Source organism: Paenibacillus sp. MCAF9, assembly GCF_052114265.1.
Classification (GTDB): Bacteria; Bacillota; Bacilli; order Paenibacillales; family Paenibacillaceae; genus Pristimantibacillus.
Map to the genome: position 1 here is coordinate 116,332 of NZ_JBFREL010000003.1, position 25,220 is coordinate 141,551.

Consider the following 25,220-nt stretch of genomic DNA (forward strand, 5'->3'; position numbering starts at 1 on the left):
ACCTGATTACAGCTGATTTTTGTCATTTCAAATGCTTTTTCTATCCTTTGAGCCCTTCTCTGAGGCGCCATGAACGAATTAATATGTCCATTAATAATCCAAACAATCCAGTTACAATCAGATTGTGCAATAAATTGGTGAACAGAAACCACTCTGAGTTTGTAATCGTAGCTGTCAAAAGCGCGCCGCTGAAAATTTGAGTAATGACAAGTCCGAGCGTCCACGCAGCAGGCTTCGTTAATCCAGCTCCGCCATGGCTGACCTTACGAATATGGAGATACAATCCTGCAAGGCTGATACCAAGCAGCAAAGCAGCCACACGGTGGATAAATACAGCTCCTGTTGCTCCGCTAATCTCTGGAATCACTTCACCGTTACAGAGCGGCCAGCCCAGACATCCGCCGCCAGACTCCGTATGCCGAATGAATGCTCCCAAATATACAACAACGTAACAAAAGATAGCGGTAAGCAGGACGCGAGGGAAAATAGAACGCGGTACTTTAAACTCCACTGGCGGTCCGTCTTTCGCTCTGAACGTCCAAATGACTAACAGCAGTGTTGCTGCAAAAGCGATTAATGAAATACCAAAATGTATGGCCATAATAGGTGGCGATTGAGGCCACATGACGGCGGCCGCCCCCATTAACGCTTGGATGATTGTGAATAACAATGCACCGCCAGCATAAAAAAGTGGCTCTTTGTAGCTTTTTCGGTTTTGCCTAAATTTACGGAACATTGCAACGGCAGTAGCGAGGACAAGAAGACCTTCAAAACCTGTCACAAGCCGATGTGAATATTCAATCATGGATTCAATTGTATAAGCAGGAATAAATTTGCCATGACACAAAGGCCAGTCATCACCGCAGCCTCGTCCAGAATCCGTATTCGTCACTAATGCTCCGCCGAGCAGTACAAGAAGCATTCCGATGCACGCAGCGAGAGCTAACGCGCGAAAACGCCCGGTTACCATAATAAAATCACCTTATTTCATGTTTTAATAACAGTTCAATTATAGCCATAAAAAAAGGCAAAAGCCATGTTGAAAATGTGACACTTCAAGTAGAAGCACTGAAAAAAAGGAAAGCCCGCGCTGAGAGAATGAATTCTCTAAGGCGCGGACTAACGATTACTTATGAGCCAGCGCATCGCTGACTTGGATGGCACGATCGACGAATTCCTCGATTTCCTCGCGTGATTTGCGCAGCTTGCTAACGAATCTAACTAGCTCCTTGCTTTCACGGAAAGCGATAAAGCTCGGTATGCCCAGTATGTTCAGTTCGGAGCAAAGATCAGGTAGATCGTCGCGATCCAGCTCGATGAAAGTAGCCTTGCCCTCATAATGACGTTCTAAATCCGGCATAAACGGATCGATAAAATGGCAATCCTTGCACCAAGTCGTCTTAAATACTGCAATCGTGAGCCCTTCGCTTGCCACTGCTTCGCGGAAAGCCTCATCTGTCGTTAACTTTTTCATCTCGCACCTCTGCACATCGTTGTATTTAACATGATCTTATGTTGCTTAGACTTCCCGATCCAGCGTAAATATTCTCATGTCATCGCCCATGTCGACCCAGCCAATCTTTGCTTTTAATGCTGCAGCCAAATTACGCGCTGGAACATAAGTCGTACCGTTAATTACGGTTACCGGGAACGCCCATTTTACATTTTTACCGTTAACGACGGCTGTATCGCTGCCATTTTTTAGAACAATGGTCGTATTTGTAGCTCCATCATTAACTTTTAAGCTTTTCGTTTTTGCGTCATACGTCAGAGTAGCACCCAACTGCTCAACCGTATCGCGGAGAGGAATAATTGTAATATTATCGGCAGTCAAAATGACTGGATTATAATAATCAGAAGGATACCATGTGATGTTCTGCTTGCCGATATGCAATTTATTTTTCAATAAATCATAAGCAAATGATTTTTCATCAAATTGCTTCAATACCTGATAACCTTGCATGCCAAGAAGCTTATCTACAGAAATATCCGTCTTGGATGCTACAGGCGCATCTGCCTTTACAGCGCCGTTTACATTCCAAGTTTCGCTCTCAACCTTGATTGTCAGCCCTTTAACCGGCAAAATACCGTATTCTAGGTCCACAGTTGGAACATAAGAAAGCTCATACGCTTGCTTCCGCATATCTAGCTTATTATCGAAATAAACATCTGCTTTGATGGTTAAGTCCTTGCTGAAAATTTCATCTAATGTTTCATCCGGCTCTTCCTCAAGCAGCTTCAACTCGCCCTGCAGCTCCGTTAAGAGAAGAGCGATAGCATCCGTTGCTTCCTTGATCGCTTCCTTAGGATCCTCGGCATCTAATCCGCTGCCTTCAAATGGGTTAATCGTACCTGCAGCTGCCCATACATTTGGATTGCTCTGAAGAATCTCAAATACCCCTGTTATCATCTTGTCTAAACCAACACGATCAGCAACAAGTGCATCAACATATTTTTTCACCCATGCCCAAATTTCAGGACCATCGAGGTCAACATGCACTTTCATCAATGAAGTCGGTGAACCATTAATGGATTCATTTACTGGCTTCACTTCAATTCGTTCTGGATTTGGCAGGTTATGTATAACATATGAGCCAATGGTATCCAGCATCTGGTGACCAAGCGCAGTTAGCGCCGCTTCATCAACTGCCGGAGCTTCAGCAGATGCTGCTCCCGCTGGCAAGCCCGTCAAATCTGATACCCCTGTCAAACCAAGCAAACCCTCGCTCGTCAGATCAAGCACAAAAGGATGCTTTGCTCCCTCAAGCTCCATCACAGCAAGTTTGTCAGACATTTTCAATGAAAATTTAATGCTTGCCGTTTCTCCAAAAACGAGGCTTCCATCCATGGAGATATTTGAGCTGTCCTGCGCTTTAACATGATCCAGTTGAAGCTTCATATTGGAAACCAGCTTCATAATGGCAAGTTCCTCTTCAGGAGCACCTTCATAGGCTTCCTCATCTAGCAAAAGCTTAAATTCTAGCGATTGCTTGCTTTCACTTGAAGTAACTTTAAGCGAGTTTTTGAGCGCCGTATTAAAATCAAGATTGGAAACCGCTTGACAACCGGCAACGAAAATAAGTGTTAAAGCTAATAAAAGAATCAATAGCTTGCTTGGTCTTGCAAAAAATGATTTCATCCACTCGTCTCCTTTGTTATCGAACATCAATAAGCAGGTTATTGTTATTCACAAACTCTACTCATTGTACAGGAGACTCTATTTGTTGTAAATGTATGGAAAGCACTAGTTTTGTCGAATTTTCAAGCCTTTTACAAGCAATCATTACGACTGTTTTGTTTGGATTTCCACTTGCTTTGTTTCACGATGCCAATTGATTTTCCAGTCATAATAATTTGCAATGTCTCGCAACACAATCATTTGCACCTCAGTACCGGATTTCTCGGAGAAATGGATGTCAGGGACCTCTTTCTCGTCAATAAACAGTTTAGCAGAGCGACTGCCCATCAGCTTATGCATAAGCTCTTCTTCGGTTTCACCTGCTCTTGCCCCATTGATTCGGAAACCATTGTGATGCAACTTAGAGTTAATGCCTTCTTTCGTCGTAAACGTAATAGGTATACCTACCGCTTTTGTAAGCTCCAAAACAGCTTCATTATAAGCACCATATGGAAACGCAAGTGCACTCACCTTATTGCCGAGTTCACTCTTCAGCCGATCCTCAGCCCTAAGCAAATCTTTTTTCAACCGTTCAACGTACTCCGCCTTTGTTTCCATCTTTTTCTTTTGTTTATCATAATTAAGCTTGGACATGACAGGCGCTTCATTACCGTGTTCGTTCACAGCTCCATAACGATGCATATCAAAGGTGTGGCTCATAAAGCTCATTCCCGCTTGCTGCATTTCCCTCATCTGATCCCAAGTCAGCTTTGGCGTTCCCGGCTTCGAACGGTCATCGATCGACGAGACGATTACAAAGTTGACAGCAGGATAACCGTATTCCTTCAGAATCGGATAAGCAAGCCTATAAAAGCTTTCATAGCCGTCATCAAATGTAATCAACAGCGCGTTGTCCGGCACATGGCCTTTTCCTTGCATGAAGTTAATATATTGTTCAATAGTAATAACTTGAAAGCCGGTTTGCTTCACAAGCTGCATTTGTTTTTTAAACCGCTCCACAGCAATAATGCCATCAGACTGAGGTTTTATTGCGATATCATGATACATAAGAACGGCGACCTGCTCTGAATAATAAACACTCTTTTTACTAGAAGACATATTGAATAAATCAAACTGCTTGTCAAACGCTTGCTCCAAATATTGCGCCGACACCATCAAGCGGTCGTTTTGAATCATAGCAGGCGCCTCGCCCTCTAGCTTTGTACCATTTACTATCAATTGAACGCTGTTTACCTTGTTCTCATTAGAACATCCTGCCAGCAGCCATCCAACCATCATAGCGACAGCAATGACGATTGCTAGCGCTGCTTTTTTCTTTTGATCCATTATGATTTCCCCCTCAACTACCCAACTAATGGATAGTGTAGAGGAGAAATCTTATCGACTGCGTTTATAGCCGCTTAACATATGCTTAAAGAAATCTTAAGTTTCAAGATGCGCCAACGGGAAGCTCATCTCGAATATCGTTTCCTTAGTGGAACTGCTAACCGATATTCGTCCATTTTGCGCTTCGATAATACTTTTAGTAATCGCGAGTCCAAGGCCCGTTCCTCCAGACCCCGATTCAGAAGATCTTGATCGGTCAACACGGTAGAAGCGGTCAAAAATAAAAGGAACATCCTGTGCCGGAATCTGCTCGCCGTAATTAATAACTCGAATGACAGCTCGATCCTCTATATTCTCGATCTGCAAATCGATAATTTTGCCTGAGCTGCCATATTGAATGGCGTTCGTCATTAAATTATCGAAGGCGCGCGCCAGCATATTCCCGTCCGCCATAATGAACAATGTGTTTTCCTTTGTTTGAATATTGCAGGTCATCTTGACCTTCTCTAGGCTTGGAACGAACTCCTCCGTAAGCTGAAGTGCGAAGCCGACAATGTCTAGTTCATCAAGCTCGAGCGGCATGCCGTTGTTTAGCTTTGTGTATTCAAACAGATCATCGATCAATCGTTTCAGATGCTTCGATTTCTCATAGGCGATGTTAACGAAGTATCTGAGCTCTACCTCATCCTGATACCGATCCTGATCGATCAGCTCAAGGAATCCTAAAATGGACGTAAGCGGTGTGCGCAGATCATGAGATACACCCGTAATTAAATCATTTTTTGATTTCTCGGCATTTCGCTCATCCTGCAGCAGCTGATTGAATTGCTTCCCTAGTCCATTTATGCTGCTTGCAATTTCTCCAAGCTCATCCGACGCTTTGACAGGAATAACATAATCAAGCTCCCCAGCACCCAGCTGCTGCAGGCCAAATCGGATTTCCTTCAAATAGTTAATCATGTTCCTGCTTGTCCAGAAAAATAACGCTAGAAAAAGCAGACATCCAAAAATAGCAATGACAGGGGCAGAACCAATATTGTTTACGATCCAAATTAATGTACGATTATACGATGTGTATTGTATAAGAAAATAGGCAAGCAAATGCCCTGCAATGACGCAGCATAACATAAGACCTAAGCTTTGCAAGAAAGCAATGATAAAGGATAAACGAATGGTACGGAAAAACTTATAGCCTTTCGGTTTATCACTCTCCCCACGCTGGTCAAGCTTCCTGTAGCAAATTACAAAGATCAATAAACCCGCAGCAGCTGCGATTGGCGTTGATCCGATGTTCTCAATTGCCCATTTGATTGTCTTGCCGTATGGGTTTATATCTAACATAAACCACAGCAGCAACCAGCCAATCACAGCAAACAGCACCGCTGCTCCTAAACTTGCTGCAGCTGCCTTTAAGTTGAATTTGTTCTTTTTCTTCATCATTTCAGCACCTTCATTTGCGAGGTTTGCATCTAAATAGGCAGGTGGAAGACGTGGTTCACACGATGCCTATAGCGCATCCATTTTATAGCCTATTCCCCAAACGGTTTTGATAAATCTCGGATTTTGGGCATCCTTCTCAATTTTCTCTCGAATTTTACGGATGTGAACCATAACGGTGTTTTTGGATTCCATAAAAGGCTCGTTCCAAGCGTTCTCATATATTTTGTCCATACTGAGGACAATACCGCGATTGACAGCCAGCAAGTTAAGAATAGAAAATTCACGAGGCGTTAGTTTAATTTCCTGCCGATCAACGGTTACCGTGTGCGTTGCTGTATTTATAATAAGATCATCGATGATGATTTCATTGTCATTATGACTCGCTTTCGAATGAAATTGCTTCGCTCTGCGGATATGCGATTTGACACTGGCAAGCAGTACCAGCGGGCTGAATGGCTTCGTGACATATTCGTCCGCCCCGAGGCTAAGACCCGATATTTTATCAATATCCTGCGATTTGGCGGACAGCATAATAATCGGAATATGGTTTTGCTCCCGAATTTTCATGCATGCTTCAAGACCGTCCATAACAGGCATCATCACATCAAGTATAATAAGATCCACCTTATGCGTATTAAGCTTCTCCAGCGCTTCAAGCCCATTGGATGCCTTTAGCATCGTAAATCCTTCATTTTTAAAATAAATTTCCATTAGGCTTAATATTTCCTTCTCATCATCTACCATAAGTATCGTTTCTCTATTCATCTCTCTGTACTCCCTCCTGCGGTGTGCTACTCATTAAATATAACATGATCTGTATCCATCGGTTCATTTATATATGTTAAAGAGTGGCGCCGCAAATAAAAAAAGGAGCAGACTTCGCTTGAAGGCGTAAGCAAGCTCCCCTTTATGTTTGATTCCTTACTCCGTTTTGGATGATGCTTCGCTGTTTTCACCTTTAACTGCGTCATTCGGCCGTGCAGCATCTTCTTTAGCAAGCATTTCTTGGCCTTTAACCTGCAATATACTAAGTGCCGCGTTTAAATCCTGTGTGTCTTCCTTCACCTTTTTAATCTCTTCCTTAACCGCCGTTGCGAATTCCCCATAGAAGGTGTCAGGCAGCTTGTCAAAATTTTTGTAGCCATTAAAAGCGCTTGGCTTTAGTTCATAGAATGCAGCATAATTATGCCCTTCAACATCCGTAATATATTTGGTTCGAACCGGCAAACCATTGTAGTTGTTCGACTTGGATTTTACTCTTGCATAATCATCGCTTGTCACATACTTGAGAAAATCCCATGCGACCTCCTTGTTTGGAGAGTCTGCTCGAATTGCAAACAGATTATTAAATGACATCATACTCGATTCATCTGGACTTTGCTGTCCGATTGGAGCAGTCACAATGTCCCAATTTTTTACGATCTTATCTTTCAGGCTTGGATAGTCGCTTGCCTGCTTGATTTGATTCGTGTAACCAACGTCTTGAATCGTCATCGCCAAACGACCGGACAAGAAAGGATCTGATAACAGGTAGTCCTCATAGGACTGTGACATCGCTCCCGATTGGCTGCTCATACTTTCAAAATAAAGCGCGTTTGATTCTACTGCATCCAGCGCCTGCTGAAATACATTTTTCCACGAATCCGTATGTATGGTCATTTGCTTTTGCCCAGCATTCACATAGCTAACTTTTTCAGACTCTGCCAGCATGATGGCCAAATCAAACAGCTCCTCGCGATATCCCATCTTTAAACCGTATACCCGCTCCTTCCTATCACCGTCCGTAGGGAAACGCCTCGCCAATTGTATCGTTTCATTCCAGCTCATTCGGCTTCGCGGAAGCTCAATTTTGTATTTTTCAAATAAATCCTTGTTGTAGTAAATAACTTGGCTGTAGAAGCTAGGCGCTAAACCGTATACTTTGCCGCCGCCCTGCTCTTTCAAATAGTCAAGCATACCGGGAATCAATCCCTCGGTTTCGTACTTTTCCTTTTCCATAACAGCATCGAGATCATAAAGCTTGCCTTCTTGTGACAGCTTTTGGTACCTCTCTGCATCCAGCATTAAAATATCAGGCTGTTTTTCTTCTATAAATTTGTTAAACGCAGTATCGTAGTCTGTATTTTCTTCACTATACATCGACTGATTGCTAATGACTTCAATTTCAACATTCGGATATAATGCCGAGAACACCATGCCATAATCTTGAAAGAACATGCCTTCATCGTAATACATGACCTTCAGTGACGACTGCTTCATTTTATTACTGTCCTTATTGTCACTTCCAAAGCTGCAGCCAGTTGCCACTAATGCCAAAACAACGACTGATAAAACAAACCTCGACCATGCTTTCATCTTTCGTTTCTCTCCCTCTCCGCTTATCCCTAGTGTGTATCCATATCCTACTGATATATAGTCTAGAGGAAAAAACTTACTAATTCTCTCTGCTATTTCTTAACATTAGCTTAATGAATGTTTAAGTTTTTCAAAGTTTTCGAAGCAGTAAGGGAGCTCTAACGAAAAAAAGGACACATCCCCTATAAGGGCTGTGTCCTTTCTTCCATGAAAACTTATGATTATACCGCTTTTTTGTAAAATGGCTTTAAAACAATCCCGAGTATTTTGCGGAGCGGCCCTGGGAACGAGCGCACATCCTCTGGTGTGATAACGCGAAGCGCAGCGAGCAATATGAGATAAAGTGAGCCTACAACAACAGATGCAACAGCAGCTGCCAAGAAATAGGAAAGCTTATCTGCCCATGCTCCCGTAATAGCCAGCACCCCGTACTCAGCTCCCCAGCCAGCGAGTGCAGGTACAGCAATTGCGATCAAATAGGCAATCCATTTGCCGCCTAGCACGTTCAAGTTAACGTCCTTGTTAATGCTTCTTAAGTTCAAATACGTTATGACAACGAAACAAATCGTAGATCCAATAATAAATCCGTATACGCCAAGCAAAGGAGCAAGCGCCAGACTGAACACCACTTTAAGCGCCAAACCAATAAATGTATGGTTCATCGGCAGCTTAGGTTTGTTGAGTCCGTATAGGATCGAATTAGAAATCATCATTGTAATTTGGAAGATCGCTCCGGCTGTAAGCATCGCTACCGTCCCGCTTCCGCTTGGTGTCGTAAATAACAGTCCAGTTACGGAATAAGAGGCTACTGCCAGCAGCAGCGCAACCGGTACGCCTGTAAACAACACAATCCGCATGACGAGCGAGGATTGACGCTGTACTTCCTTCATATTATTCAAGGCAAATGCCGAGGAAATGATCGGAATAATCGAAGCGCCGAGAGCAATCGCAAGAATCGGAGGTATGCCTGCTATCCCCATCGCCTTCGTGGAGTAATCCGCCAACGCTTTTGTTGCTGAATTTTCATTATAAAAGGATTCCGTCAATCGCATAAATATCGTTATATCAAAAAAGTACAAAAGCTGTACCGTCATCGCCGTTACGACAGCAGGAATGGAAGTGCCGAATATTTCTTTATAAATGGTCCGATAAGGCAGGTTGGAGCTTGTCTTTACCGACTTATCCTTCACATTAGTAGCAGATTTGGCATGCTCCGATTGATCTTGTTTTTTCAGCTTACGCCAAAACCACATCATAACCGAAAATGCACCAATACTTCCGAGCACAGAACCAAACGCAATAGCTGCAGCGCCGTACTTATCTCCCCAGCCCCAGCCGAGAACGATCAGGGCTAGTCCAATTCCACCGATGAGCCGCAAAATTTGTTCCATGATTTGAGAAATACCGCCTGCGGACATGATCTGCCGGCCTTGGAAGTAACCTCGCATCATCGCAATAATAGGAAATAGCAGCAGCGCAGGCGCTATAGCTTGCAGCGATAAAGCTGCATCCGGCACCTTCGAGAACCGTTCATAAGCAGGTGCAAAAACAAACATCGCAGTGGCAAGCAATATCCCTGTCACTGCTCCAAACATTAATGCCGCTCGATAAATTCGTTTGGCTTCATCGGGCCGGCCAAGCGCATAGCGCTGTGAAATCATTCGACTAATCGATAGCGGTATGCCGCCCGTCGCAATCGTTAGCAGTAATAAGTAAATCGTATTCGCTGAGTTGAATGCCGCTTGTCCGGCAGCTCCCAGCATGTATTCGAGCGGAATCCGCTGGAACAAGCCGAGAAACCGGACGACCAGCGCTGCGGCTGCCAGTATAATTGTGCCTTTAATTAATGAGTCTTTTTTTAGCATAATGGTCTGTCAAAGTCTCCCTATCCTTTATTTCCAATGGGCTCCAGCGGCTGATGATTGCCGCGTACAGGCACTGCTGCATGAGATGGAGAAGCCCAGCGCACACCATTTTGAATCACTTGCAGCACTTGCGGGTTATAGTAGGTTGGATAAGTCTCATGCCCCGGACGGAAGTAAAAGATTTTGCCTTGGCCGCGGTTAAAGGTACAGCCGCTGCGGAACACCTCGCCGCCTTCAAACCAGCTCACAAATACAAGCTCATCCGGCGCCGGGATATCAAAATGCTCACCATACATTTCCTCATGCTCCAGCGTAATGTATTCCGGCAAGCCGGCTGCTATCGGATGCGCTGGATTTACGACCCAAATTCTTTCCTTCTCGCCTGCTTCGCGCCATTTCAGATCACAGCCTGTGCCCATCAGCTTCTTGAAAATTTTTGAGAAGTGACCCGAGTGGAGCACGATTAAGCCCATGCCTGCGAGTACACGCTGCTGCACACGGTCTACAATGACCTCATCCACCTGGTCATGCCCCATATGTCCCCACCAGATTAGAACATCCGTATTGGCTAGACGCTCCTCTGTAAGGCCATGCTCAGGCTCCTCAAGCGTTGCTGTCGCCACTTCGATATCTCCACTTGCGATTCCTTTGGCTAAAGCTTGATGAATGCCATCTGGATATACATTTTTGACTTCCTCATGAATCTTCTCATGCAAAAACTCATTCCATACGGTTACTTTAATCATTGAGCTATCCACCTTTTATTCATTTCATTTCATTAAAAGACGAGCCATAGGACAAACACCACGATCATCGCCAGCTGTAAAATTACCTTCACGACTACGCTTGAAAACAATCCTACAACTGAACCTAAACCAACCTTCAGCGATTTGTCAAAACGTGTTCCGATAATCATCTCACCAATGACGGCACCCACAAAAGGACCGATAATAAGGCCAAGTGCTGGGATAACGAAAGGACCAAAGATAAGACCAATTGTACTGCCGATCACTGAGGCTCGCGAGCCTCCAAATCGTTTGACGCCCCAGGCGCTAACCGCATAATCGGCGACAAACAGCACGATTAAAGTTACCGTCTGAATAAACCAGAACCAAAAACCAAATTCACTAAACGAGAAAAATAAGCCATAAACAAAAAATGCCCCATAAATGGCAAGAGCTCCCGGAAGAATCGGATAAATAGCCCCTGCCATCCCTACTACAAATAATAGAATAACTAACGTCCAGCCTAAAATATCCATACCTTTCTCATCCCTTCAGAAGGTAACGTCTAATCACTTCTGCAACTCCATGCTCATTATTCGTAAAAGTAATGAAGTCTGCAGCTTCCTTGACTGTTTCCTGCGCATTGCCCATCGCTACGCCTAACCCAGCTTCGCGAATCGCCGCAATATCGTTCAAGCTATCGCCAACAGCAATGACTTGCGACATCTCGATGTTAAGCAAGCCGCATAGCTCTTGAAGCGCGCTTGCCTTTGAAACGCCGAGCGGATTAAGCTCCAAATTAAACGGTGAGGAATTCGTAATCTCAAGCGCTCCCCAGCTTTGTACTTCAGCGAGCAGCTTCTCTCTTATGCTGTCATCCTCTGTGTAATAGCCGAATTTCAACCAGTGATGTGATGCATAATCATCAGCAGGTGTAATCCATTTCTCTTTATTGTAAATTTCATCAGCTGTATACGCCCAGAACCACGGCTCGCCATGTGCCAGAGCAAGCTCATGCAGCCTTTGCACGTAAACATGGCTTAGATGAGTACGTTTATGAAGCACATGCGGACGATGCCAAATCTCACTGCCGTTTACTGTGATCATAGGTGTTTCCAGCTTCAATTGCTCAGCGTAAGGCAATGCACTGCGAAAGCCTCTGCCCGTTGAGAAGCTGACAATAACGCCAGCATCAAGTGCTTTTTGAATCCATTCTGCATTTTCTGTACTAATTTCACTCTGTTCATTTAGCAATGTCCCGTCCATATCAAGCGCAAGCAATTTATAATATCCCAATATTGTGCCTCCTCGTAAATGCCGTATCGTTGTTGTACCTAACTAGTAAATTATTTTAGCACATTTACGACAGATTCCAAATGAAAGTCACTCTAAAAAACACGAATTCATCATACTTGCTCAGAAAAAAGGAGCAGCCTCCGCTAATTTGCGTAAGCATGCTCCCCATCTCTTATCTTACTCCGTTGTTTCAATGGTAGTAACAGATCCACTGCTTTCCGAAGTTCCAGCTCCTTCAGCACCTTCAGTAGGTACAGGATCTTCCTTCAACAGCATTTCTTGGCCTTTCACCTGCAAAATATCAAGCGCCGCATCCAGTTCCTGTTCCTTTTTCTTCACTTTTTCAAGCTCTTGACTGGCTGCCCCTCTAAATTCTCCCCAGAAGCTTTCCGGCAGCTTGTCAAAATCCTTGTAGCTATTAAATGTACTTGGCTTCAAATCATAAAATGCCGCAAAATTATGTCCTTCTGTATCCGTAATATATTTAGTGCGGACAGGCAAGCCATTATAATTGTTCGACTTCGACTTGACTCTTGCAAAGTCCTCACTCGTTACATAGCTAAGGAATTTCCAAGCAGCGTCCTTACTCGGTGATTCCGAGCGAATGGAGAAAATGTTGTTAAAAGACATCATGCTTGATTGATCCGGATTTTGTTGTCCAACCGGAACAGTTACAATATCCCAGTTTTTCACAATCTTATCTTTTACTTTTTCATTTTCAGCCGCTTGCTTGATTTGATTGATAAAATTAATATCGCCCATCGTCATCGCCAATCGGCCCGCTATGAAGGGATCACTTAACAAATAGTCCTCATAGGATTGCGCCATCGGTTCGTCGCCACCTTGGTTGCGCATGCTATCAAAATAAAGCGCGTTCGAATCCAATGCATCAATTGCTTGCTTAAATGCATTTTTCCATGAATCTGTGTTTATCGTCATTTGTTTTTGCGAAGCATTCACATAATTAACGTTTTCTGAATTAGCAAGAATGCTTGCCATTTCAAATAAATCTTCGCTGTAGCCCATTTTCAGCCCGTATACGCGTTCCTTTTTGTCACCATCAGTAGGGAAGCGGCGTGCCAATTGTATCGTCTGGTCCCAACTCATGCGATTGGTTGGCGGCTCGATTTGGTACTTCTCAAATAAATCCTTGTTGTAGAACATAACCTGACTATAGAAGCTTGGCGTCATACCAAAAACCTGTCCGCCGCCATTTTCTCTCAAATAATCAAGCATGCCGGGAATCAAGCCCTCTGTATTATACTTTTCCTTCTCCATAACCGGATCAAGATCATAAAGTTTGCCGTCGAGTGCCAGCTTTTTGTATTGATCAGTATCAAGCATCAAAATATCCGGCTGCTCCTCTGTAATAAACTTGTCGAGTGCAGCATCCATATCCTTGTTGTCGCCTTGGTACATTTTCCTATTTTCTACGACTTGAATTTCGATATTTGGATATAATGCCGAGAACACCATGCCATACTCCTGAAAGAAAGAACCTTCATCGTAATACATAATTTTCAGTGTAGATTGCTCATTTTCTTTTTGTTCGTTTTTGCCCCCAAAGCTGCAACCCGTTACCAATAATGTAAAAACAACTAGCGGTATGACGAATTTTGACAACACTTTCATTTTCAATTTTCTCTCCTCTTCAGTTTCCTCCTAATATGTACCAATTATATTACGATTCTTTTTGGATAAAAGTTGCAGTTATACACCTTTTTTTGAAATAAATATGAAAAAAGCATCCATTAAGGATGCTTTTCGCAATGATTATGCTAACTTTCTTAGACGCAGTTTCTTGATTACAATGCCATGTGATGGCGAGAACAAAAAAGCGATAACGAACAGCAATGCCGCTGCGCAGACCATACATCCAGCAATTGAAGCATCTAATAAAACAGCTGCACCATACCCGATGAATGTGCTTGCTACGCCGGCTGCCACACTCAAAACGATCATCAGGCCGAGCCGATCTGTCAGTAAATAAGCGGTAGACGCCGGGATAATCAGCAGTCCTACAACGAGTATGGCTCCTACGCTTTCAAAGGAACTGACAGTAGCCATCGAGACAAGACCCATTAATAAATAATGAAAGATAGCTACAGGTATGCCGATTGCAGCCGCAAGGGCGGGATCAAACGCGCATAACTTGAATTGTTTATAGAACAAAACGATAACTGACGTTATGATCAGCAGCGTTGTACCGAGCAGCCATACCGCTTTCGGGCCCATATTTACGCCGCCAAGCTCCCAAATATTCCAGTGCACATACGCAATCTCACCGTACAAAATCGCATCCTGGTCCAAATGCACCTGACGAGCATACAAGCTTACGAGAACGACGCCAATGGCGAATAATGCTGTAAAGACAACACCGATCGAGGCATCGGATTGAATGCCGCTTTGCTGAAACATTTGAATAAGAAAGGTCGTCAGCAATCCGCATAATAGTGCTGCGAACATCATTAGCAGAGAATCGCGCGAGCCGCTGAGTAGAAACGCGATAACGATACCGGGCATGACGGAGTGGCTAATGGCATCGCCGATCATCGCCATTTTGCGCAAAACAAGAAATACACCTAGAATACCGCAGCAGCTTGCTACTAGAGCACCTGTAAGCAAGATCCAGAAGTCGCTCATAATGCCGCCTCCTTCTTCACTTTGCCCTCAAGCAGCATTTCGGAGTCACGATTATAGCTTTGCTTCACTCTTTGGCGCACCAGTCTTTTTGCAAGCAATCCGCGCTGTGGACCAAATAGAATGGAAATGCAGAAGAGTAAGGTTGCTGCCAGCACCGTAACGGGTCCTGTTGGCAAGTTAGACACCGATGCGCTAATCCAAGTGCCTGCCGCACCGCTGACTGCACCGAATATGCCTGACAATACAACCATGAGCCCAAGGCGATCCGTCCAGTATCTAGCCGATACGGCCGGTGTAATAAGCAGCGCAGCTACAAGTACGACACCTACCGCTTGAATGCCTGCTACCACAGCAACGACGATTAGAAGCATGAGCAGCTGCTCAAGAAAGGCTACGGGATAACCGATGCCTCTAGCAAACCCGGGATCAAAGGAAATAATTTTAAACTGTTTAAAGAGCAGCGTGCAAACCGTTATAAGAGACACACATACGACCGTCATCGTAATAACGTCAGATGCAATCATGGAGGCCGCCTGCCCAAACAGGAATTTATCCAATCCGGCTTGATTGCCATAGCTGCCATGCTGGATGAGTGTAAGCAACACGATACCAAGGCCAAAAAATCCTGACAAGACGATTCCCATCGCTGCATCCTGTTTAAGCTTAGAGTTACGGGTAATATATCCAATACCGAACGTTGCGATAAGACCAGATATGCCTGCTCCTATGAGAAACAGTCCTATCGATTTAACGCCAGTAAGCATGAATGCAATGCATATGCCTGGCAATGCCGCATGGGCTAACGTATCGCCCATTAAGCTTTGTTTCCTAAGATACGAGAAGCAGCCGATCACACCGCTGCTTAAGCCAAGCAGCGTACAGCCTAGAAAAATCCATTGCATATTCGGATCGGTCAGCATCGACCATATTTTATCCATGAATTACTCACCCTTTCCGTCAAAACGTGACGGAGACTGCATGCTGCGATCAAGAAACGCCAGTCTGCCGCCGTAAGTACGCTGTAATTTCTCCTGCGTAAAGGTTTGTTCTGTTTTGCCGAATGCTTGAAGCTCTACATTCAGAAGCAGTACCGAGTCGAAATAATCTTGCACAGTCGCTAGATCATGATGGACAACGATGACCGTTTTCCCTTGCAGCTTCAGCTCTTGCAGCAATGTGATAATGGCTTTCTCTGTCGCTGCATCCACGCCTGCAAATGGTTCATCCATAAAGTACAGCTTCGCGTCCTGCGCCAGTGCACGCGCTAGAAACACGCGCTGCTGCTGTCCGCCAGAGAGCTGACTGATTTGCCTGCCCGCATAATCGGCCATGCCAACCTTGTTCAGGCACTCCAGCGCAATCGCCTTATCCTTCGCGCTTGGGCGGCGGAACCAGCCTAAATGGCCATAACGGCCCATAAGTACAACATCAAGCGCATTCGTTGGAAAATCCCAATCCACCGATTCTCGCTGCGGGACATAACCGATCATTTTCCGCTGCTGCTTATAAGACTTGCCGTATACTAACACTTCTCCGCCAATACTCGGTATGAGGCCAAGAGCCGCCTTCATCAGTGTCGATTTACCTGCGCCATTGGGTCCGATTACCCCGACGAGCTCACCCTCGCTTACTTCAAACGATACGTTCCGAAGCACTGGCTTCTTCTGATAAGCAACGCTTAGTCCCTTAATCGTAAGCGGTGCAATTTGTTTCGTATTTTGCTTGGCTGCTGTTGTGGAATGGTTCATTTTTATCACTCACTTTCCTTGCCTTTTTTATGTGCTATTTCAAAGCGGCTGCAATCGTATCCACGTTATGCTTCACCATTCCGATATAAGTCCCTTCAAACGTACCGGCATCTCCCATTGCGTCGGAGTAAAGCTCTCCGCCAATTTTCACCTCATGGCCTAAGCTTCTTGCCCCTTCTATGACCGATTCAATTGATTTTTTCGGAACGCTGGATTCGATAAATACAGCTTTTATTTTTTTCTCCACTAAGTAGTCGCGCAGCTTGCTAACATCCTTTGAGCCGTACTCCGACATCGTATTCATACCTTGCAAACCCGTGACAGTTAGACCATACGCTTCGCCAAAATATCCAAATGCATCGTGTGCTGTTACTAAAATGCGGTCTGCCTCTGGAATAAGTGCAATTTGCTCTCTCGCATAATTGTCCAGCTCCTCCAGCTGCTTGATGTAGGCTGCTGCATGCTCTTTGTAGTACTCCGCATGGACCGCATCCTTCTCCATCAGCGTGTCGCGGATCACCTCTGTTGTAGAAATCCAAAGCTTCACATTGAACCAAATATGCGGATCATGCATGCCAGCCCCTTGCCCTGGGGCAGAGTGTAGCTGATCTTCCGTCAAATATTTGGAGACGGCTACCGTCGGCTTGCGCTTCTCCAATTTCTCGAACATCTCGCCCATCTTGCCCTCTAAGTGCAAGCCGTTATAAAAAATAATGTCCGCATTATCCAGCTTCCGCACGTCTCCTTGAGATGCCTTGTATAAATGGGGGTCAATTCCTGCCCCCATCAATCCGCTAACATCGACATACTCGCCGCCTACCTGCTGCACGACGTCCGTGATCATTCCTGTTGTTGTCGTAATTTTCAATTTCCCATCGCTCGTTCCTTGCTGCCCGCAAGCTGAGGTTACCATTGCCGTCATCGCCAAAAAAGCGATAACCATAATAAATCTCCGAAGAGCAGAATTTGTTTTGTACGTTTTACGCATTGTGCTGCCTCCTCCATCCCTATCATTTTTTATATGCTCTAAAGTTTGCCCTTATGAATCTTAGTTTGCCTAGTGCCTTTTTTTTAATAATACACAAAAATGTTTCACTAGTGCAACATTTATTTTAAAATGGGCGATTTACACAGCAAAAAAGGCAGATCGGAGCTGATGCTCCGACCTGCCTTTTTGAATTTTTAGACCACTATTCGTTTGTTCCTGTTCCTGTTTCAGTTCCTGCATCAGCACCATCCGCCGCATTATTCGCAGCATCATTTGTGGCTGGTGCCTTCTTTTTCGGTACGCCGTACAAACCAATTTCCTCGTCATAAGCATCAAAAATCTTACGAGCGATTGGAGAAGCGCCGTAACCCCCGAACCCGCCATCAGGTACTACAACAGCTACAGCAAGCTTCGGCTTATCGGCAGGCGCATAGGCGATAAATACCGCATTTTCTGCAGTCCGGCCTTTTACTTGTTGCTCTGACGTACCTGTCTTACGGTTATAGGTGTAATCCACACCTTCAAAGCCTTGCGAGCTAACCTTCGACATGCCTAGCTCAATTTCTTTCCAATATTCAATCGGGTAATTTACTTCATTCAAAATAACAGGCGTATAGCCTTGAATAATATTTCCGTCTGCATCTTTAATCTCATTTACAAATTGCGGCTTCATTCGTTTGCCGCGATTGGCAAGCATTGCAGTATATTGCGCGAGCTGCAACGTCGTATAACGCCCTTGCTGACCGAAGGAGGCTTGAACGAGCGCAGATTGCGAACTCGCATTTTTAGCCTCGTTAAAGTACTCAATAACGCCCTTCGTTTCGTTAGGCAAGCCGCTTTCCGTCAGGACGCCAAGACCGAATTGCTTCATGTATTCGTCCCAAATTTCCACGCCTTTTTGCGGGTCTCTTCTATAAAGCCTATCGCCAATCATAGCTGCCATAAACGTATTGGAAGAATGCTGAATGCCTTTGGCTCCATCAATGTAGCCAAACGATTTGAATTGGGAGTTACGGATATATGTCTCGTACCCTGCTCTACCATACGAGAATCTCCCAGTATCATTATAGGTATCTGTCGTCTTAAACAATTTCTCATTCAGTCCGACTAATACGGATAACGGCTTCATTGTCGAGCCGAGCGGCAGGATGGAAGATGGATGTTGATTGCGCTCCTCTTCGGAATACTTGCCATAGACCGTTCGAATCGTACCGTTCGATAAGATATTTTGGAAGTTCTCGTAATCCTCTTTGCTAATACGGCCGCCTGACCAAATATTAGGATCATAATCCGGCATGCTCGCCATCGCCACGACTTTGCCCGTATCTACTTCCATCGCTACTGCGAATCCGGTTTGAGCATATTTGGCACGCTCATATTTGTTTGTAGACGTTGATATTTTTTTGAGCTGATCCATAATGGCTGTTTCCGTCGTTAACTGCACGTTTTTGTTAATCGTTAAATAAAGATCCGACCCCTTTGTAGGGTTCGTTATTTCCATAGGGCCGATAATACGTTCCGCATTGTTAACGGGGTAGGTTTTCAAACCATTTTTGCCGCGCAGCACGTCCTGATACATTCGCTCAAGACCGTCGAAGCCAACGTCCTCTTCATCCAAGTATCTCAGCGTAGGATCTTCCTCTGTCGTCTTTTCCTTGTAGAAGTCAACGTTTTCTCGAACGGTATTAAATTTTTTCAAATACCCAACAAGCTGCACCGAAATCGAATCTGTATCATAGTTCCGTACGCTTTCCTCCATGATATCTACACCTTTGAACGCCGTGCGATTTTCCATGAAATAGGCAACTTCTTTATTGGTGAGGCCGGATTTAATCCGCCGCGGGGTCGAGATGTTATTTCGCTTAAAATCAAGATCCATCTGGCGAATAATATCGTCAACCGTCATCGCTTTAGCAGGATCTCCATACTTCGAAAATATTTCAAAAAGCTTCTGTGCCATCTCTTTTGCACTTGCAGTCGCTTTCTCCAGCTTAAGCTCAGGCTGAATCGTAAAATAGATGGACTGGGTCGAAGTCGAATACGCAATTGCATGACCCGTAGCGTCGTAAATATTGCCCCTTATCGGCGGAATCTTCACGCTGCGTGTACTTTTGCCGATCCCTTCAGCACTCAGCGTCGGCCCTTCTACAAACTGTAAAATGGCTAGCCTTACAATCAAAACACTAAACAATGCGAACGTAATAAAGAAAAATAAGTTCAATCGAAACGAAAAATGACGTCGATTTATAATTTCCCGTTTCTGCGGATCATCTTGCATGTCTAATCACCTCATAACCTTCTCATTTTGAGCTATGCATCACGTATGTGAGTATCGTCAAATGCCGGCGGATTAAACCAATTCCCGGTATTTGCCCAAGTAGCATCCAGTGGAATCCAGCCATTTTCCCCTTCGCTGATTCGCACCTCATTCCAAGCATGCGGACCGAAGCCTCCCTTGCCGTTAGCTCCCATTCCAGTTACAACCCGTACCTCTAGACCTGCCGACCTAGCCATTACAGCATATAAACGAGCTATATCTATACATACGCCTTTGCGCGTATCAAATGTTTCGGGAGGTGTCTGTTCCTTCCAAATTCCCTGCTCTTCATAATTCCGAGCTTTGTCCCAATCGTAAGCAATTCTTGTTCCAAGAAAGTCATATAGCTTTCTCGCCTTATCCTCATTCGTTTGCGCATCCTTGGTCACATAAATAGCAGCTTTCTCAATTTCAGCTGGGATGGCGTAATCAATAATCTCATATTTTCGTTGTAAAATTTGTTTGAACTGCGCTTCAACCGCTTGGGCGAGCACGGGTCCTTGCCCTGCTAGAACGTCTCCGGCAACTGGACTCAGCCACGAAGCCGCTTTGGTATAAACCATCGATTCGGAAATTTTGTCGACATACCAGCCATTTGGCACAAGGGACACATAAACGAATAAAAGAACGACGAATACAAATGAACGACCCGCTCCGTGAGCAGCACCAATTAAAGCCCCTATGGCACGGCTAGTACTTCGCCTGCCTTGCAAGTGAGCCATAGGTTCTTCCTTGCCGCTCCTCAGAACGCCTTCTACTGCTCTTTCCAGCAAAGGCTCAATTAAAGCTGCCAATGCCCGCAGCAGTAAATAACTGAGCAGGAACAAGACTCCATAGCGCAGCAATGCAAAATCCCTCAAACTCGTAAGCAGCGTGTACCATGCTTGCTCCACCCCGCTGAGGTCATGAAGAGGCACCTTCACCTTGCTAGTCAACCATTTCGCTACAGCTGGTGACAATGTATTCGTAAGCTGTGCTGCCAGTATCAAACATACGATAACTGCTAAACCTTCCCAAACAAAAAAGAAAAGACGCCTCGCAGATCCCGATGCGCCTCTCCTCATCCCCTGTATAAGAGAGCCAATTAGCAATAGAAGCACAATGATAGCAATGGGCTCCGGCTCTCTAAATAATTGATCCCAGCTTGTCATCGGCATTACCCGTTCTGCTTCGCTTGGTCGATGAAGGTTTGTATCGTACTATCGAGCTCCCACTTGCCGAGCGCCGTTCCGCGGAATGAAATGGCAACCTCATTGGCACCCGGCTCTCCGGTAAGCTCTACATTTTTAGTTTTCACTGTAAAGGTTCCATCCCCGTTATTCACGAAAGTAGCATCCTTTGCTTCGCCTACCATTGCATTAACGGCTTCCTGTTTCACTGTATCTGCAACCTTAGTGCCAATCTCTTTCAAATCATCCATGGTGTAGCCGCTATATACGACAATACCAAGCACGATTGCCACCACAAGTGCCCATTTAACTACAGTTTTCACGATGCGGATAATAATTAATAGTAAGATAAGCGCAATAACAAGCACAAGCCAATGTTCTTTAAGAAAAGCTGTCCAAGTGTCCCAATCATAGGTCGAAAAATTCAAAAAATCCAATTGCGATCCCCTCCATTATACCTCGTACAAAATCCCATTACAAAATATTATAACCTACGGAATATAGGGCGTAAACGCTCGTTTCCTTTTTATGCAGACATATCCTGTCCCAATTAGACGTACAAGTATATAAGAATGTAATTGGCAAGGAGGGTCAGCTCTGTGAAAACCGCGGTTTGGCTGTACTTATTTTTGTTTATCGCCTTTTTTGATTTGCATGCGCAATACCCCATTTTAACACCTTTTGCCATCTCTTTAGGTGCAGCGCCTTCCTTCATCGGACTCATGATGGGCATGTACTCCATTACGCATTTGCCTGGAAATCTCATTGCAGGCTTTGGCGTTGACCGTTATGGCAGCAGATTGTTTATCGTGTTCAGTCTTATGGCAGCCGGCATTGTTCTCCTGTTTCAATCGCATGTAACTAATCCTTGGCAGCTCCTCACGCTCCGCTCCATCAGCGGTTTTGTGCTTGCATTTCTGTCTCCGGCTTGCTTGTCCCTGCTCGCAAGAATAACAAGCGATCGAACGGAGCAAGGAAAGCTTATGGCCGGCAATGGACTAGTTCATACACTAGCATCAGTCGTCTCTCCAGCAGCAGGAGCGTATCTCGTTGCAAAAATTGGATTTTCAACCGCTTTTACGCTGCTTGGATGGGTTCTGATCGTAACATCTGTCTGCGCTCTGTTCTTTATTAAAGAAGTTCGCCAGAAGGTAGAGCAAACGGAAGCTGAGGGCAACGACGGGAAAAAGAAAACGAAGCTCCCGCTTGAACCTGCAGTGCCAATTCCTTGGCTCGTCTACCTGCTGCCTGTTGCAATAAGCTGCGCGCAGGGTATCCTATCGTTCGAGCTGCCGCTGCTTGCCAAAACGCAGGAAGCGATGATGACGACCGGACTTTTATTTTCCGTTATCAGTATCGGCGCACTCGTCACATTAAGCATGCTGTTTCTGAACCGCGTATCCGCGTATCTGCGAACGTTGTGGGGCTCGCTCATTCTTGCCATTATTTACTTTGGCATTGCATCCGATATACCGGCACCTCTAACATTGATGCTGCTCTTTGTCGGTATGGCGAAAGGAGTCATTTTGCCCGCGCTGTCCACCTTATTAATTGAGCTTAGCGGCGGAGCACGTTACGGCCGTACTTTTTCCGTATTATCCATCGCCTTCTCCATCGGTGCGTTTATCGGACCGATGGCGGCAGGACAGCTTCGCAACTATATATCACCTTACTACATAGCGTTTATTGCATTGATGATAGCAGTCGCTCTGCTCCCGCTGCGAATTTCCCGTTCACTTTCTTCCCGCACCCATTTTTCGTAGGCATAGGTAAATGCACAGGGCTAATTCCCCATCATGTCATATGCTGTACTATGACAGGTGACTAGTTAGAACAGCTAAGCTCAGCTGTTTGCATTCATCCTTCTAACACTACGGAAACGAGGTGACCCCATATATGTCTGCAAATGTAAGTTCAGAAAATCGTGGTTATGGCCACGGCGGTTTCTCAAACCTTGGCATTATCCTTGTATTGTTTATCCTGCTCGTAATCATAGCTTGCACTTGTCTCTAGTCTTAAAATAATAAACGGTCTGCAAACTGCAGACCGTTTATTCATTTTCAAACGAAAGAACCAATCATTCCCAATCTCGGTAAAATCGATTTTTGGTGGTAAACTATACATATGCTTCATGACCCTGCTCTACATTCACTACGCGAGGTGAGTTCCATGGATATAGCCATTATCGTAGAAGGAAAAAATGACAAGGCAAGACTTAAGCGCGTCCTTCACCCGGATGTACCGATTTTCTGCACCTTCGGCACTCCCGGTTCGGAGCAATTGGACAAGCTTAAGAAACAAATTGGCAAAAGCCAAGCTTATATTTTCACCGACAATGATTCCTCTGGAAAACGGATTCGCTTCTTATTGCGCGACGTATTTCCAGATGCTGAGCATATTTATACCCGCAGAGGTTATTCAGGCGTTGAGCATACGCCAGAGGAATATTTAATTGAGCAATTAGAAAAAGCGGGCCTCGATGCGCATATCCTGTACCCTGCGCAGAGTCCCGCTTCTATTTGGAGCAAAGATGAATTTTAAAGCACCTTGTTTAATTGATTTACGATTTCCTCAGCCGTCAAATCTTCTTTGCTGCCATCAATCCATTTGCGAATTTGACCGTCCTTATCCACAATCGTAATGACATTGGAGTGAGAGAAGGAGCCATCCTCATTTTTAATGACGCCAATGCCAAAATCTCTAGCAATTTGCATCGTGTTTGACTCATCGCCCCGCAGGAAACGCCAACCATTAAGATCAGCAAAATTCCGCTTTGCAAAATCACGAATGACTTCAGGTGTATCCCGTACTGGATCAAACGTAATGGAGATGAGCTCTGCTTTAGTGCCGAGCTTGTTTTCCTCTTTAAGCTGCTCCTGTACTTGCGACAGCAAGAAGGTTGTTGGCGGACAAACATCTGGACAATTTGCGAAATAGAAATATACAATTCGCGCCTTCCCATTTGTTGAAGCAAGCGTTACCTTCTGATCATCCAGATCCGTCAGCTCAAACGCTGGCGCAGCCTTTTCGATTGGAAGAGTCTGCTTCTCCGGCATGCCGTACGTAATAAATAAATAAATTCCCATTGCTGCGCAAAGCGCAAGTACTGCAATTTTGAAGCTATGCTTTTTGACAAAATCCACGCCAGTCACTCCTTAAGACGATAATTATGATCCGGTCGTATTAAGAATCATAACGATAAATATAACCATTAAATAATTGACCGAGATAAGAAAATTGGTTTTTGCCCATTTGTCGGTATCCTTGGCCTTTGGCCCGCGCAACGTATGGATGAGCCAGATTAAGCCGCCTGCAACGGATATAATCAAGAAGAAAATACCAACGTAACCGTAGGAATAAAACAATATGCCCGTTGGCAAAAGCAGTACGATGTAAGGAATCATTTGAAACTTCGTACGTTTGATTCCTTTCACGACAGGCAGTAATGGAAAACCTGCTGCGCGATATTCTTCTACCCTTCTAATGGCAAGCGACCAGAAATGAGCCGGCTGCCATAGGAACATAAGAGCAAACAATATCCAAGCACCCGCATCGATTTCACCTGTTACCGCGCAATAACCGATAACCGGCGGCATCGCGCCAGAGATGCCGCCAACCGATGTACTCCAAGTTGAAGTACGCTTGAGCCACATCGTGTAAACCACAATGTAAACACCCCAGCCTAGCAGTCCAAGCCAGCCTGATAAAGGATTCACGAGCAGGAAGAGAACAGCTAGTCCAACAACCCCCAAAATAATACCATAAGCCAGAACAGAGCCCGGCGTCATTCGACCGGTAGGAAGCGCGCGATCCTTCGTACGTTCCATTTTCAAATCAAGTTCCCGATCCCAATAATTATTAATCACGGTTGCTGACGCTATCGTCAACGTTGAGCCGATAATCGCCCATATAAGCAATAGAACGTTAATGTCCCATTTGGAAGCAACCATGAAACCACCTATCGCAGCAAATACATTAAGTCGAAGTAGCCGCGGTTTTGTCAATGCAATCCAGTCTTTAAGCACGAAGCTAGCCTCCCAAGTTATGCGACAAGACGCTGATGGCGTCTATCATCCATTGATGAATCGTTTTTAATCATACCGAAAAAAGAACACGATGACAACGTTCGACGGTTTTGTTCATCATTTTGCCACGTAAATTGTGACAAATCATTTAGTAACCAAATGGGCGGGTGCACAATACAATAAC

Annotated in this window: 24 protein-coding genes; 2 read left to right on the forward strand and 22 right to left on the reverse strand. The window is 44.8% G+C overall.

Annotated elements, in window-relative coordinates; translation table 11 throughout:
* Window positions 1-40 precede the first annotated feature (40 nt).
* The 19 genes from AB4Z45_RS06010 to AB4Z45_RS06100 all read right to left on the reverse strand — a co-directional run bounded on the left by AB4Z45_RS06010 (window position 41) and on the right by AB4Z45_RS06100 (window position 21,448).
* Window positions 41-970 carry a COX15/CtaA family protein gene (locus tag AB4Z45_RS06010; protein ID WP_441908317.1) on the reverse strand — a complete coding sequence of 310 codons (930 nt, stop codon included), beginning with the start codon at window positions 968-970 and terminating at the stop codon, window positions 41-43.
* Window positions 971-1,126: 156 nt separating this feature from the next.
* Window positions 1,127-1,474: a thioredoxin family protein gene (locus tag AB4Z45_RS06015; RefSeq protein ID WP_441908318.1), complete on the reverse strand. Its 348-nt coding sequence runs from the start codon at window positions 1,472-1,474 to the stop codon at window positions 1,127-1,129.
* 45 nt (window positions 1,475-1,519) lie between these two features.
* A complete protein-coding gene (locus tag AB4Z45_RS06020; RefSeq protein WP_441908319.1) occupies window positions 1,520-3,139 on the reverse strand; it encodes a copper amine oxidase N-terminal domain-containing protein in 1,620 nt (539 codons plus the stop codon).
* A gap of 144 nt (window positions 3,140-3,283) precedes the next feature.
* Window positions 3,284-4,465 (reverse strand): polysaccharide deacetylase family protein, encoded by a 1,182-nt coding sequence (locus AB4Z45_RS06025; RefSeq protein WP_441908320.1) that lies wholly within the window; start codon window positions 4,463-4,465, stop codon window positions 3,284-3,286.
* 96 nt (window positions 4,466-4,561) lie between these two features.
* A complete protein-coding gene (locus AB4Z45_RS06030; RefSeq protein ID WP_441908321.1) occupies window positions 4,562-5,905 on the reverse strand; it encodes a sensor histidine kinase in 1,344 nt (447 codons plus the stop codon).
* A gap of 66 nt (window positions 5,906-5,971) precedes the next feature.
* A complete protein-coding gene (locus AB4Z45_RS06035; protein ID WP_076267519.1) occupies window positions 5,972-6,670 on the reverse strand; it encodes a response regulator transcription factor in 699 nt (232 codons plus the stop codon).
* Between the two features lie 156 nt (window positions 6,671-6,826).
* Complete coding sequence (locus AB4Z45_RS06040) at window positions 6,827-8,260, reverse strand: ABC transporter substrate-binding protein (protein WP_441908322.1); 1,434 nt, start codon at window positions 8,258-8,260, stop codon at window positions 6,827-6,829.
* 221 nt (window positions 8,261-8,481) lie between these two features.
* Window positions 8,482-10,125: a putative polysaccharide biosynthesis protein gene (locus tag AB4Z45_RS06045; protein ID WP_441908323.1), complete on the reverse strand. Its 1,644-nt coding sequence runs from the start codon at window positions 10,123-10,125 to the stop codon at window positions 8,482-8,484.
* 20 nt (window positions 10,126-10,145) lie between these two features.
* Window positions 10,146-10,871, reverse strand: a complete 726-nt coding sequence (locus tag AB4Z45_RS06050) for a ThuA domain-containing protein (RefSeq protein ID WP_441908324.1) — start codon at window positions 10,869-10,871, stop codon at window positions 10,146-10,148.
* Between the two features lie 32 nt (window positions 10,872-10,903).
* Entirely contained in the window at window positions 10,904-11,386 is a 483-nt protein-coding gene (locus AB4Z45_RS06055) for a DUF456 domain-containing protein (RefSeq protein WP_076267515.1), read from the reverse strand.
* 7 nt (window positions 11,387-11,393) lie between these two features.
* Complete coding sequence (locus AB4Z45_RS06060) at window positions 11,394-12,146, reverse strand: Cof-type HAD-IIB family hydrolase (RefSeq protein WP_441908325.1); 753 nt, start codon at window positions 12,144-12,146, stop codon at window positions 11,394-11,396.
* Between the two features lie 177 nt (window positions 12,147-12,323).
* Complete coding sequence (locus tag AB4Z45_RS06065) at window positions 12,324-13,778, reverse strand: ABC transporter substrate-binding protein (protein ID WP_441908326.1); 1,455 nt, start codon at window positions 13,776-13,778, stop codon at window positions 12,324-12,326.
* Window positions 13,779-13,919: 141 nt separating this feature from the next.
* On the reverse strand, window positions 13,920-14,789 hold the full coding sequence (locus AB4Z45_RS06070) for a metal ABC transporter permease (RefSeq protein ID WP_076267512.1): 870 nt from the start codon (window positions 14,787-14,789) through the stop codon (window positions 13,920-13,922).
* A complete protein-coding gene (locus tag AB4Z45_RS06075; RefSeq protein ID WP_441908327.1) occupies window positions 14,786-15,727 on the reverse strand; it encodes a metal ABC transporter permease in 942 nt (313 codons plus the stop codon). The genes AB4Z45_RS06070 and AB4Z45_RS06075 overlap by 4 nt, the downstream gene beginning before the upstream one ends.
* Window positions 15,728-15,730: 3 nt before the next feature.
* Window positions 15,731-16,537 (reverse strand): metal ABC transporter ATP-binding protein, encoded by an 807-nt coding sequence (locus AB4Z45_RS06080; protein ID WP_441908328.1) that lies wholly within the window; start codon window positions 16,535-16,537, stop codon window positions 15,731-15,733.
* A 34-nt stretch (window positions 16,538-16,571) separates the two neighbouring features.
* Window positions 16,572-17,525: a metal ABC transporter solute-binding protein, Zn/Mn family gene (locus tag AB4Z45_RS06085; protein ID WP_441908329.1), complete on the reverse strand. Its 954-nt coding sequence runs from the start codon at window positions 17,523-17,525 to the stop codon at window positions 16,572-16,574.
* 202 nt (window positions 17,526-17,727) lie between these two features.
* Window positions 17,728-19,803: a peptidoglycan D,D-transpeptidase FtsI family protein gene (locus AB4Z45_RS06090; RefSeq protein ID WP_441908330.1), complete on the reverse strand. Its 2,076-nt coding sequence runs from the start codon at window positions 19,801-19,803 to the stop codon at window positions 17,728-17,730.
* 32 nt (window positions 19,804-19,835) lie between these two features.
* Entirely contained in the window at window positions 19,836-20,999 is a 1,164-nt protein-coding gene (locus AB4Z45_RS06095) for a transglutaminase domain-containing protein (RefSeq protein ID WP_441908331.1), read from the reverse strand.
* The gene (locus AB4Z45_RS06100; RefSeq protein ID WP_441908332.1) at window positions 20,999-21,448 is read right to left on the reverse strand and encodes a hypothetical protein; all 450 of its coding nucleotides are present in this window, start codon (window positions 21,446-21,448) and stop codon (window positions 20,999-21,001) included. Before AB4Z45_RS06100 ends, AB4Z45_RS06095 begins: the two co-directional genes overlap by 1 nt.
* A gap of 162 nt (window positions 21,449-21,610) precedes the next feature.
* Here AB4Z45_RS06100 and AB4Z45_RS06105 point away from each other — a divergent pair, with 162 nt between their 5' ends.
* The gene (locus AB4Z45_RS06105) at window positions 21,611-22,774 is read left to right on the forward strand and encodes an MFS transporter (RefSeq protein WP_339204485.1); all 1,164 of its coding nucleotides are present in this window, start codon (window positions 21,611-21,613) and stop codon (window positions 22,772-22,774) included.
* Window positions 22,775-22,958: 184 nt separating this feature from the next.
* Here the strand turns inward: AB4Z45_RS06105 and AB4Z45_RS06110 are convergent, their stop codons facing one another.
* Complete coding sequence (locus AB4Z45_RS06110; protein ID WP_441908333.1) at window positions 22,959-23,135, reverse strand: hypothetical protein; 177 nt, start codon at window positions 23,133-23,135, stop codon at window positions 22,959-22,961.
* A 45-nt stretch (window positions 23,136-23,180) separates the two neighbouring features.
* Here AB4Z45_RS06110 and AB4Z45_RS06115 point away from each other — a divergent pair, with 45 nt between their 5' ends.
* Entirely contained in the window at window positions 23,181-23,552 is a 372-nt protein-coding gene (locus AB4Z45_RS06115; protein WP_441908334.1) for a toprim domain-containing protein, read from the forward strand.
* On the opposite strand, the gene AB4Z45_RS06120 is transcribed toward AB4Z45_RS06115, so the two are convergent.
* Together AB4Z45_RS06120 and cyoE are read right to left on the reverse strand one after the other, a co-directional pair.
* Window positions 23,549-24,154: an SCO family protein gene (locus AB4Z45_RS06120; protein ID WP_441908335.1), complete on the reverse strand. Its 606-nt coding sequence runs from the start codon at window positions 24,152-24,154 to the stop codon at window positions 23,549-23,551. The genes AB4Z45_RS06115 and AB4Z45_RS06120 overlap by 4 nt on opposite strands.
* 24 nt (window positions 24,155-24,178) lie before the next feature.
* Window positions 24,179-25,036, reverse strand: a complete 858-nt coding sequence (cyoE, locus tag AB4Z45_RS06125; protein ID WP_441908336.1) for a heme o synthase — start codon at window positions 25,034-25,036, stop codon at window positions 24,179-24,181.
* Window positions 25,037-25,220 lie beyond the last annotated feature (184 nt).